This window comes from Niallia sp. MER 6 (assembly GCF_023714395.1).
Taxonomy (GTDB): domain Bacteria; phylum Bacillota; class Bacilli; order Bacillales; family Cytobacillaceae; genus Niallia.
The window spans coordinates 1-11,957 of record NZ_JAMAUK010000037.1; the positions used below are offsets into that span (position 1 = coordinate 1).

General features: G+C 39.2%; 7 protein-coding genes, 1 rRNA gene and 2 riboswitches. All 8 genes read right to left on the minus strand.

The window, feature by feature from the left end:
- A 16S ribosomal RNA gene (locus tag M3600_RS25190) occupies nt 1-73 on the minus strand; the annotation flags it as partial.
- A gap of 346 nt (nt 74-419) precedes the next feature.
- Entirely contained in the window at nt 420-2,483 is a 2,064-nt protein-coding gene (gene ptsG / locus M3600_RS25195) for a glucose-specific PTS transporter subunit IIBC (RefSeq protein WP_233318962.1), read from the minus strand.
- Nucleotides 2,484-2,674: 191 nt separating this feature from the next.
- Nucleotides 2,675-3,517, minus strand: a complete 843-nt coding sequence (gene glcT / locus M3600_RS25200) for a glucose PTS transporter transcription antiterminator GlcT (protein WP_233318965.1) — start codon at nt 3,515-3,517, stop codon at nt 2,675-2,677.
- Nucleotides 3,518-3,636: 119 nt separating this feature from the next.
- Nucleotides 3,637-4,965 (minus strand): NCS2 family permease, encoded by a 1,329-nt coding sequence (locus M3600_RS25205; RefSeq protein WP_233318967.1) that lies wholly within the window; start codon nt 4,963-4,965, stop codon nt 3,637-3,639.
- Between the two features lie 131 nt (nt 4,966-5,096).
- A riboswitch (purine riboswitch) is annotated at nt 5,097-5,199 on the minus strand.
- A 180-nt stretch (nt 5,200-5,379) separates the two neighbouring features.
- The gene (guaA, locus tag M3600_RS25210; protein WP_233318968.1) at nt 5,380-6,930 is read right to left on the minus strand and encodes a glutamine-hydrolyzing GMP synthase; all 1,551 of its coding nucleotides are present in this window, start codon (nt 6,928-6,930) and stop codon (nt 5,380-5,382) included.
- A gap of 232 nt (nt 6,931-7,162) precedes the next feature.
- Nucleotides 7,163-7,264, minus strand: a riboswitch (purine riboswitch).
- Between the two features lie 218 nt (nt 7,265-7,482).
- Nucleotides 7,483-9,714 carry a transglutaminase-like domain-containing protein gene (locus tag M3600_RS25215; RefSeq protein ID WP_251648019.1) on the minus strand — a complete coding sequence of 744 codons (2,232 nt, stop codon included), beginning with the start codon at nt 9,712-9,714 and terminating at the stop codon, nt 7,483-7,485.
- The gene (locus tag M3600_RS25220; RefSeq protein WP_251648033.1) at nt 9,711-10,919 is read right to left on the minus strand and encodes a DUF58 domain-containing protein; all 1,209 of its coding nucleotides are present in this window, start codon (nt 10,917-10,919) and stop codon (nt 9,711-9,713) included. Before M3600_RS25220 ends, M3600_RS25215 begins: the two co-directional genes overlap by 4 nt.
- On the minus strand, nt 10,919-11,878 hold the full coding sequence (locus tag M3600_RS25225) for an AAA family ATPase (protein ID WP_233318972.1): 960 nt from the start codon (nt 11,876-11,878) through the stop codon (nt 10,919-10,921). The genes M3600_RS25220 and M3600_RS25225 overlap by 1 nt, the downstream gene beginning before the upstream one ends.
- Nucleotides 11,879-11,957: the final 79 nt, after the last annotated feature.

Below are 11,957 nucleotides of genomic sequence, written 5' to 3' on the forward strand. Positions count from 1 at the left end.
AAGTCCGCTCGACTTGCATGTATTAGGCACGCCGCCAGCGTTCGTCCTGAGCCAGGATCAAACTCTCCGATAAAGAGTAAGATTAGCTCATTTGCTAAACTCTAGCTTTTTGTTACTTTGTTTTCATTTTTATAACGCAAGTTATAAAAACGATTATTGTTGACGTTTTGTTTGTTCAGTTTTCAAAGAGCAATTTTAAATCACTGTTAGAAGTGACTTTTTAAATAATACCAGCATTTTCCTTCAAAGTCAACAGCTTATTTTTTTACAAGATGTTCCTCAAAGACGCTGTTTTCATATAATATCACCATCTAACCCAATAGTCAACATAACTTTTAAAAAAAATCATTCATAAAACACTTTCTTCTATTATATATATAAAAAAGAACCCAGCAATAACAGCCGGGTTCTCAAAAAGTTTATTTCACGATAGAAATAATATCTTCTTCATTCAAATCAACATCGCCTGGTTTATTAATCTGTACAGATTCACCTTCAGCTAAATTAGTGAAGATAATTGGCGTTGTTGTTGATGTTGCATTTTCTTTAATGAAGTCCAGGTCTACTTTCAATAGAGGCTGACCTTTTTTAACTTCGTCATTTTCCCCTACTAGAGTTTCGAATCCTTCCCCTTTCAGTTTCACTGTATCGATACCGAAGTGGATTAAGATTTCACGGCCTGAATCTGCCATAATACCAATTGCGTGTTTTGTCGGGAACAAGTTTACAATTTTCCCGTCAACAGGAGATACAACAGTACCTTCAGATGGAATGATTGCAAAGCCATCACCCATCATTTTACCAGCGAACACTGGATCTGGAACTTCTGTAATTGGCACCAACTGACCTTTAATTGGTGATACAAGTGAATCGTCACCGTCAACATCACCTTTAAGAGCATTTGGATTTACCTCTTCAATTTGCTGCTTCACTTCTTTATCCATTGAAGCATTTGCAGCTGGACGCGGTCTTTTACCGCTCATAATATCTCTCATTTGACCTTTAATTGTTTCAGAACGAGGACCGAATATTGCTTGAATGTTATTGCCGACTTCAAGTACCCCAGCAGCACCAAGCTTTTTCAAACGATCTTTATCAACATCTTTAATGTCATTAACTGACACACGAAGTCTTGTGATACATGCATCAAGGTGAGCGATATTTTCTTGTCCACCCATTGCTTCTAGTACTTCATATGGAAGGTCGCTAGTAGTGCCGCCTGCAGTTTCTTCTTCTTCAGTTTCATCTTCACGTCCTGGAGTTTTCAAGTTAAACTTGCGGATTGCGAAACGGAAACCAAAGTAATAAATAACTGCGAACACTAAACCAACCGGAATGATAATCCAAGCATTTGTTTGTGGGTTAATTAATCCAAATAGAATATAGTCAATTAAACCACCAGAGAAAGTCATACCAACCTTAACATCCAACAGTTGCATTGTCATAAATGATAGACCCGCAAATACTGCGTGGATACCGAATAGAACTGGTGCTACGAATAAGAATGAGAATTCTAAAGGCTCAGTAATACCTGTTAAGAAAGAAGTTAATGCAGCAGAAGCCATCAAACCACCAACAACTGCTTTTCTTTCTGGACGTGCCTCATGATAAATAGCAAGAGCTGCAGCTGGCAATCCGAACATCATGAACGGGAATTTACCTGTCATGAATGTACCAGCAGTCAAGTTTTGTACACCATCTTTAATTTCAGCCATGAAGATACGTTGGTCACCACGTACTACATCACCAGCAGCAGTAGTGTATTGTCCAAACTCATACCAGAATGGAGAGTAGAAGATATGGTGCAATCCGAATGGAATCAATGAACGTTCAATGATACCAAAAATCAATGCTGAAATAGTCAAGTTTGCATTAACCATGTTTTGAGAGAATGCATTTAGACCAGTTTGGATTGGAGGCCAGATTAATACCATTAACAAACCTAAGATAACAGCACTTCCTGCCGTAATAATCGGCACAAAACGCTTTCCAGCAAAGAACCCTAAATATGATGGCAATTCTATTTCATAGAACTTGTTATAAAGCATAGAAGCAAGTATACCTACGATGATACCGCCGAACACCCCTGTTTGAAGCGTTGGAATACCAAGTACGTTAGCAATATCGATACCGTTAACAGATTCAGCTGTATAGCCTTTAACAGTACCCATTGTTACGTTCATAATTAAGTAACCAATAATTGCAGCAAGACCAGCAACACCCTCACCGCCAGATAAACCTACTGCAACACCAACTGCAAACAACAGCGGCAAGTTGCTGAATACGATATTACCCGCGTTTTCCATTACGGACGCTACCATCGATACTCCACTATTATCTAAGAATGGAGCAAGATCTAGCAATGCTTCATTGTGAAGCGCATTACCTAGCGCAAGCAAAATACCAGCAGCTGGCAATAATGCAACCGGAAGCATAAGTGCTTTTCCGACTTTTTGCAAAACACCGAAAATCTTTTTAAACATTCGTTTTTCCTCCTACTTTATTAAAAAAATTCTTCTAGCCCATAAAGCGTTATCAAAAGGCAAAACAAAAAGGCATGAGTAAAAAGTAACTGAAAAAAGCTGTTCAGGGATATATTGCCCTAAATAACTCCGTTCAATCATCTTTTTCACTCATGCCTGATCGAATCAGTAACACGTTTATAAGATAATAACTATTTAACCTTTTTTTGAAGTCGCTGAAGATGCATTGTTAAATACACAGCTTCCGCATCAAATACAGGTTTCTTTAATGATTGTTGCATCACTTTAATGAGCTTCCATGAGAGATTATAGCACAGCGGATATTCATCTTTCAATAGGGAAGTTATTTTTTCTGGCTCATCTACTTTTTCCCCATTATGAACTCTTTCAATCGTAAAACGAAGATGACGAACTAGTCTCATATAATCAATGCTGTCTTTATCAATTTCGATTTCCAGCTGTTCTTCAATTAAATTGACAAGATGTGTCACTAATTGAGAATGCTGGTTAACCTCAGAAAGATTTCTATTCATCATTGCGCTGTGGATATGAAGAGCGATGAAACCGATTTCACCTACAGGCAAATTAATTTTTGTCTGTTCACTAATTAGCTTTACTACATCCTCAGCAATCTTATATTCAAAAGGATATAGAGCCTTCGTTTCGATCAAAAAGGGATTATTTAGCACAAGCCCATTTGATAATCTCGAAGCCGCAAACATGATGTGATCTGTTAACGCAACATGAATATGCTCATTGAGCATCGCATTTGTTTTGCTTTTAATAAGCTCTATAGAAGAAATAATAACATCTAGCAAATCGTTGTCTACTTGAGGAAGGAGTTTCAGGTAGTTTATCTGTTCTTTTTCATTGCGAAGAACAAAAAGTTTCTCAACTACATCCGCGTCAATAGAGTCACCATTCTTTCTGTTAAACCCTATTCCTTTTCCAATTAGCACAACTTCTCCATATGAAGGATGCTCACCAATAAGCACATTATTATTAAGCGCTTTTTTCACTAGTAAATTTGGCATGATTTTTTCCTCACTTCGACAGACTTCTAGGTAATTTAATGTTATTAAAGTCGAACTTGTAAGTCAACGAAAAAATAACAAAAGGCTGCTAAAAATAGCAGCCTTTAAAATCTTATTCCTTATTGAAGGAAAACAAAGTATAGTGCAAAGATGGCAAAGAAAATATACATGATTGGATTGATTTCTTTTCTGCGGCCGCTTAACAGCATTGTAATCGGGTAGAAAATGAATCCAACAGCAATACCTGTTGCAATACTGTATGTTAAAGGCATTGACACGATTACCAAGAAAGAAGGCACTGCAATTTCAAACTTAGTCCAATCAATTTTCCCTAGAGACGATACCATCAATATTCCGACAACAACTAGCGCCGGTGTAGTAACAGCAGATGTAACTACTTCCAATAGCGGGAAGAAGAACAGGGAAAGCAAGAAAAATCCTGCTGTTACAACTGATGCAAAACCTGAGCGAGCTCCTGCTGCAACACCAGCAGATGATTCAACGAAAGAAGTCGTTGTTGAAGTTCCGAAGATAGAACCTACCATTGAAGCAATAGAATCTGCAAACAATGCTTTACCTGCTCTTGGCAATTTATTGTCTTTCATTAATCCTGCTTGGTTCGCTACAGCAACCAATGTTCCAGCATTATCAAAGAAATCTACGAATAAGAATGTAAGAATAACAACAAGCATGCTTTGTGTATAGAATGCGCCGTCTCCGAAAGCGGAGAACAATTTACCGAAAGTCGGCTCTATACTTGGCACTGCTGATACAACACCTGATGGCGTATTAATAACACCAAAAATCATTCCGACCACAGCTGTAATTATCATTCCGTAGAATACGCCGCCATGAATTTTTTTAACCATTAAAATGATTGTTACGAAAATCCCGAAGATTGCCAGCAGTGTGCTAGGCTTTGACAAATCACCGATATGAACTAATGTTGCAGGATTGTCGACGATGATTTCAGCATTTTGCAAGCCGATGAATGTAATGAATAAACCTATTCCCGCTCCAACTGCAAGCTTTAACTCAACTGGTATTGCATTTATTAATTTTTCACGAAGACCGGTAATCGTCAACAGCAGGAAGAAGAAACTTGAAATAAATACTGCTGCCAAAGCGTATTCCCATGGCTCACCTTGTGTTAAAACAACTGTATATGCAAAAAACGCATTTAAACCCAAACCTGGTGCAAGTGCAATTGGATAATTAGCAAACAATCCCATGATAAGAGATCCAACTGCTGCAGCTAATGCAGTTGCCACAAACACTGCACCGTAATCCATACGAAGCGCATCCGGCAAGTCTGCTACATCGCCTAGTGTTAATGTAAATGGGTTAACCGCCAATATATATGCCATTGCTAGGAACGTTGTAAAACCACCAACAAACTCTTTACGGTAATTCGTTCCCAGTTCCTCAAATTTGAAAAACTTTTTCATTCTTTTTTTCCCCTTTCATGTTCCAATTCAATAAGAACAAAAAAACACTCCATTATCGTAGGAGCGTTGACTAGGGTTTGTGAAATATAGCAGGGATTAGATAATAAAGAATAAAAGTTCTAATACGTATCCCTTTATATACACAACCTCGTAGTCAAGCTATTTACGGTAGCTCGGTAGAAACTTTTGGGCCATATCCCCCATAATTATACGAGTATTTCTTTAGTTGCAAATTTAGTTTATCAGCATGTTTTCTTTTCGTCAATACAAAAAACGAACATTAAGAGGATATTTTTTTGTAAACGTTCGCTTACTTTTTACCCCTTAATGTTCGTGTTTGGATATTTCTATTAGATTAATTTGGAAATTATTATACCAAATTACCTAAGGGACCGTTCCCTTAGGCAACCTTTATTATTCCCACTCAATAGTAGCAGGTGGCTTACTTGTAATATCATAAACGACGCGGTTAACATGATCCACTTCGTTAACAATTCTTGTTGAAATAACTTCAAGCACTTCCCATGGAATACGTGCCCAGTCAGATGTCATACCATCGATAGATGTAACTGCACGGATTCCGATTGTGTAATCGTATGTGCGCGCATCACCCATTACACCAACACTGCGGATGTCAGGCAGAACTGTGAAATATTGCCAGATATCACGGTCTAAGCCTGCTTTTTTAATTTCTTCACGCAGGATGTAGTCAGACTCACGAACGATTTCCAGCTTATCTTCGCTGATTGCGCCCAATACACGGATACCAAGACCCGGTCCTGGAAATGGTTGTCTCCAAACGATTTCATCAGCTATTCCTAGCTCTGTACCTAATGCTCTTACTTCATCCTTGAACAATGTATTTAATGGCTCGATTAGTTCGAACTGCATATCTTCTGGCAGTCCGCCAACATTATGGTGGGACTTAATCGTTTGTGCAGTTGCTGTACCACTTTCGATAATATCTGTGTAAAGCGTTCCTTGTGCAAGGAAGTCAATTCCTTCAAGCTTGCTTGCTTCATCATCAAATACGTAGATGAACTCGTTACCGATAATTTTACGTTTTTTCTCTGGATCGCTGACACCTTCCAATTTAGACATGAAACGTTCTTTAGCATCCACTTTGATTACGTTCATATGGAAGCCTTCTGTGAAAGTCTTCATAACACTTTCTGCTTCGCCTTTACGCAATAGACCATGGTCAACGAAGATACATGTCAACTGATCGCCGATTGCTTTATGGATAAGAACAGCAACAACAGAGGAGTCTACCCCGCCGCTAAGTGCGCAAAGAACTTTTCTGTCTCCAACTGTTTGACGGATTTTCTCCATTTCGATTTCAATGAAGTTTTCCATTGACCAGTCGCCTTTACATCCACATACACCGAAAACAAAGTTTTTCAACAGTTCATTTCCGTATACGGAATGGCGCACTTCAGGATGGAATTGAACAGCATAAAGACCTTTTTCCTCGTTGCTCATAGAAGCAATTGGGCAAGAAGGATTAATTGCGTCTACTGTAAATCCTTCAGGCTGCTCGACTACAAGATCTCCGTGGCTCATCCACACGATTTGCTCACTTGGCAGATCAGAGAAAAGCTTTGTGCTGTTTTCGATTTTGATTTCAGCTTTTCCATATTCACGGTGCTTCGCTTTTTCAACTTTACCGCCGAAATGCTTTGTCATCAGCTGCATGCCGTAGCAAATACCGAAGATTGGCAGCCCTAAATCAAAGATTCGCTCGTCACAGCCGAATGCATTCTCATCATAAACACTATTAGGTCCGCCAGAGAAGATAATCCCCGCTGGATTTAGCGCTTTGATTTCTTCTGCTGTAATTGTATGTGGGTGAAGCTCACTATAAACGCCAAATTCCCTAATTCTTCTTGTGATTAATTGATTGTACTGACTGCCGAAATCAAGAACGACAATCATTTGTTGGTCTTGAATGCTTGTTTTCCCCATGTTATTCACCTCATTAATCTATTAAAAAGCTCATTGTTACTATTTTTTCACATTTTTGCTTATTCATGCTATAAAACGAAAAGCCATAGCAAAAAACATTGAAAAAGACTATTTTATAGCAGCAAAAAAGGTATTTCTTCATATAAAAAAGACTAGAATTCGGCCTCAAATAAAAACGAAGGCAGAATTCTAGTCTTTTACTATTACAATGGTTTACACACACCATATAAAAATAAGACCCATCTGCCTTCATAGTCGGATCCTTTAAGGTGACCCGGTAGAGACTCTCGAACCATATCATCGAGGATATATGAAGGAAATTTATTAGTTTAGAACATTGTAACAACATGTCGAATTGCTGGTCAAGGTGTTGTTGTTTTGATTAAATTTTCGCACAATTCACCAAGTCATTCTATTCATACTTTTGTAGCTTGCTTTCATTTAATAACTTCCTCTATTTGGCAGATCCTTTTATCATTCTAATCTGATAAATGCTATAAAAAAAAGGAATCCAACACCCCGATAAAAATGTGTTGAATTCCTTTCAACAGGTCAAGCTGCTGTCTTTCTAATCAGCCTTTCCCACATTTCCTTCCATTCCGTCCAATTATTGTCCTGACTATTCCCTTTATACAAGAGCTCCTCATATTTGGCAGTCAAAACAGCCATTTCATTCGTTTTTAAAACATGGTCAATGTATTTGGCATATTCCCGCAATGTCATGTTGTCTTGTTTGCCCCAACCTGAGAGCTTGAGCATTTTGAGCAAGGTTAAATAGGCTTTTTCAAAGTCATTGCCTTTTTTCCCGCGCTTGTATTTCCATATATAAAATATAGGCAGCCACTTATGTCTCTTCCAGAACAGTATCCAGCTCATGGCTATGATTAGAACAGCTCCGCCAACCAGCCACTGCCATCTTTCAGCAGCAAAATTTGCAATTGTATTCCACCACTTTCCGAATGATTTCTCTTCAGACTGATCTGATGCTACTGTCTCTTCTTCTGGTACTTGTTGCTCTTCCCGCTGCTGTTGTGCTTCCTGCTCGGTTTGTTCATTTTCTTCTGTGTTTGTGTCCGCTTCGTTTCGAACATCATTCACATACGTATTTTCATTGGAGAATCCTTGTGTCGGTTCAAAGGTTACCCAGCCAGCTCCAGGAAAATATGCTTCTACCCAGGAATGAGCATTGTTATTGGTTACTTCATATTGGCTTCTATTGTTTTCCTGTTTGATGAGTTCACCTTCAGTAAATCCTTTAACCCATCTTGCAGGAATGCCGAGAGATCGCAGCATCACAACCATTGAAGTTGAATAATTATCACAATAACCTATTTTTGTTTCAAAAAGAAACTGATCGACATAATCTTCATCATCTGCTGGTATGGCCACATCGCTTTGGCTGTATACAAAACCATTTCCGGAAAAGTAGTTTTCAATTGCTCTTGCCTTTGCAAAAACATTATCCTCATCCTTCGTGATTTCAGCTGCTAAATCAATGACTCTCTGCGGCAAATTTTGCGGTAGCTGCGTATATCTTGCTGCTATCTCCGGATTTTCTCTTAAATAGCCGCTCATGTCAGCACTCGTCAATGTACTTAAACTGTATTCAGGCTTTTCATAACTCACACTATAGGAATCTGTTGGAAAATCGAAGGAAATCCGTTCACTTCCTGTTTCTACAATCATCGTCGTATCCATACTTGAAGCTGCTTCTGTCACTCCTAAAGGATATAAGAGATAATCAAAAGGCTGTGCAAAGTTAACCGTACTTTCCTGTGCTTCTGTCTTTACACTGTCGCCTTCCTCAAAAGATACGAACGGGATATCACCAGCTCCTTCTAATCTCTGAAAGTCTTGTCCATTCATTGTGACTGCTTCTTCCGATTGAACCCAGCCCTTACCTGTATACGTATCCTTCGTCTCTACCTTCCAATAATGAGAGGATTCAACTTCAGTCTGAAACATTAATGTATCATCCGGCTCAAAGTCTCCACCAAGCCTCGAATCATCCACACTGTAGCCTACTCGATGGGGTCCGTTGCCATTACCTTGGCCTTCACCACCATTGTCACCAATTGTCTGGATAAACGGCACAGGATCTGGCCAGATTGGATTTGCTTTCGGCGCTGCATATGCTATTGCCGCACTAGCAAAAACAAAGAAAAGCAATGGAGCCATCCACTTTAATGCTAAGAATCTTCGGTCAGTTATATTTTCCTTATCCTTCATCCGATAGAAGGTCAGCATGCCCATTGCTGTAAAGCCTATGATAGTTGTCCTTATGATTGCTATTGATGCATCATATGGAGTAAATGTATCAAGAACCGTTATATAAACCATCGTTAATAGAAAGAAGGTAAATATTCTTCTGCGTTTAATCAGCCAGTAATCAATAAGATATGACATTAACCAAAGCAAAATAAAGAAAAGCAGACTTTTGAACATATTGGTTAACTCAGGCCAATTCGTATCAAATAAAATCGCAAAATTATCCATTACTTCTGTTGTAAAGGCACCAATCCAGTTGAATGTAAAAAAGGAATTTCCATAGTACAAATATTGTAAAACAAATAGAATATAGCCAATTTTAATAATACCGCTTAAAGTAGGATGAAAACGCAGATAGGCCATAACAAGTGAGAGAAGCAAAAACAGGATAAACACGACAACATTCCCTGTATTAGTTAGTTGCTCCATCGGCCGCAGCCATTCCCATATAAGAAAAAAACCTAGCACATACAGCAAAAAATTAGAAATAGCCGTATGAATTCCTATAAATCTCAACTAGTTGCCACCTCCAAAAATGCATCCTTGAATCTTCCCTTAGACACAGGTATAACCATAATTCCCCTCGAAGAAGCCGCAGCTTTTAAACTTCTTTCTTCCTGAGTCAAGCTCTCATTTGCCTCCTTCACAAGAAAAACAGCTACCTGATAGCGTTTATTAGCGAGATAGCTTGTCTTTTCAACAAGCTGCTTCGTCAAGTTTGTTGTAGTGATTAACAAGGTGGCTTGCTGCTGCAATAAGGACATTTCATTATCAAGCACATTTGCCAAGGAAAGCGGAGATGCATCCTCACACTTAGCTAGGTGATGGAATAGAAGACTGCGCTGGCCTTCCCCGCCTCTTATCGGAAAGGTTGTCCGCTCCTTTTCGACCGTAAGCAAACCTGCTTGTGCGCCTTTACGAATAATCCCTCTAATTAAAGAAGCAGTAAACGAAACAAGCGTCTCGAATTTTTCGCTTTTTTCACAGTCAAGTACAACTAAAATGTCATGTGACTGTTTCTGTTCGAATTCCTTTGTCATAAAGGAATCCCTTTTAGCACTCGCCTTCCAGTTAATCCACGAAAATCTGTCACCAGTCTGATATTCTCGAATACCGACTGCCATCGTTGTATCACGTTGGACCCGTTCCTTCGATACTGTCGCCCCTTGATCATAATGTGTCATAAACGGTTTGTAGGAAAGCTCCTCATATACTGGATAAACAATAATCTGGTCTGACAAAGCAAGCTTTAATTCCTTTTCCATTAAGCCAAGCGGATCACCTGTTTTAACAGCTACCTCTGTAAACAGATGCTCTCCTCTTGGTACGGCATCTATATGATAAGAAAGAACAATTCGCCTTTTAAAACCAGGAAAGACTAATACTTTTCCTGAAGCCTGCTCTTTCAAGCTGTTGCTGAACACATCCTCTACCACCAAGTAAAAAAGGGGAAACACGGACGATCTTGTCAGCTCCAACTCCACTGTCATTTTCTCCATCGCAGTGTATTCATGCTTCGTAATTTTCCTTACTGCTTTCCAAACCTTTAACGGATACATAGCAAGCAAAGCTCCGTATATGGCAAATGGCAAAAAGCTGTAAAACAAAAACCAGCTGACAAACCCACCTTGAAACATTGCATACGCAAAAGCTGCACCTGCCAACAGAAACAAAACAAGTAACTTCCAGATGCGAAGCAATCTTCTAAGTATCCTGTTCATCACGTACCTAGCCTTCTGACAGGAACTTGAACAGCTGCCAGAATCTCGCCCATTATATCCTCTGCAGAGATACCGTCAAACTTAGCCTCTGACTTTAAGATAATTCTATGGGAAAATACAGCCTTGGCAAGATATTGAACATCATCAGGAATAACATAATCTCTGCCTTGAACAAATGCATAACTTTGAACAGCTCTCATCAAGGCAATTGATCCACGGGGACTGACACCTAAATAAACATTGCGATGTGCTCTCGATTCTGTTGCAAGATCGACAATGTACTTCTTAATCGTAGCATCAACATAAACCTTCTTCACTTCTGCCTGCAGCATAAGCAGCTCTTCTAATGAAACAACACTTTCCAATTCTTCAATAGGAGCTGACGTTTGGACTCTTGTCAGTACCTCCATCTCCTCTTCATGTGTTGGATAACCCATTTTCATCTTCAAAAGAAATCTGTCCAGTTGGGCCTCTGGCAAAGGATATGTCCCTTCATATTCAATCGGGTTTTGAGTGGCCATAACAAAAAAGGGCTTATTCAGCTTATGTGTCACACCATCTATGGTGACACTGCTTTCTTCCATTGCCTCTAATAATGCGGATTGGGTTTTAGGGGAAGTTCTGTTAATCTCATCTGCGAGAATTATATTGCCAAGTATTGGTCCAGGAAGAAACTGAAACTCCATTTCCTTTGGATTATAGATAGACACACCAGTTACGTCAGATGGAAGCAAGTCTGGAGTAAATTGAATTCTGCGGAAATTTGCGCCGACCGATTTAGCCAATGAACGAACCATCATTGTCTTTCCTACGCCTGGAACATCTTCGAGGAGCACATGACCTTGTGCCAACAGAGCAATCAAACTTAGCTCTGCCACTTCCCGCTTGCCAATCATTACCTTCTCTATATTTTCAATTATTCTGTTCACTTTGCCATTAGCTTCTTGTGTGATTGTCATGCTTCTCCTCCTATATAAAAGTACCTGTAAAAATTGCCGCGGAAGGAAAGCTTAAAACAAGCCATCCTTCTGCCTTTAT

Bases quoted from the DNA above. Each gene is read 5' to 3' on its own strand.
- ptsG (WP_233318962.1), bottom strand. From the start codon at position 2,483: ATGTTTAAAAAGATTTTCGGTGTTTTGCAAAAAGTCGGAAAAGCACTT.
- glcT (WP_233318965.1), bottom strand. From the start codon at position 3,517: ATGCCAAATTTACTAGTGAAAAAAGCGCTTAATAATAATGTGCTTATT.
- M3600_RS25205 (WP_233318967.1), bottom strand. From the start codon at position 4,965: ATGAAAAAGTTTTTCAAATTTGAGGAACTGGGAACGAATTACCGTAAA.
- guaA (WP_233318968.1), bottom strand. From the start codon at position 6,930: ATGGGGAAAACAAGCATTCAAGACCAACAAATGATTGTCGTTCTTGAT.
- M3600_RS25220 (WP_251648033.1), bottom strand. From the start codon at position 10,919: ATGAACAGGATACTTAGAAGATTGCTTCGCATCTGGAAGTTACTTGTT.
- M3600_RS25225 (WP_233318972.1), bottom strand. From the start codon at position 11,878: ATGACAATCACACAAGAAGCTAATGGCAAAGTGAACAGAATAATTGAA.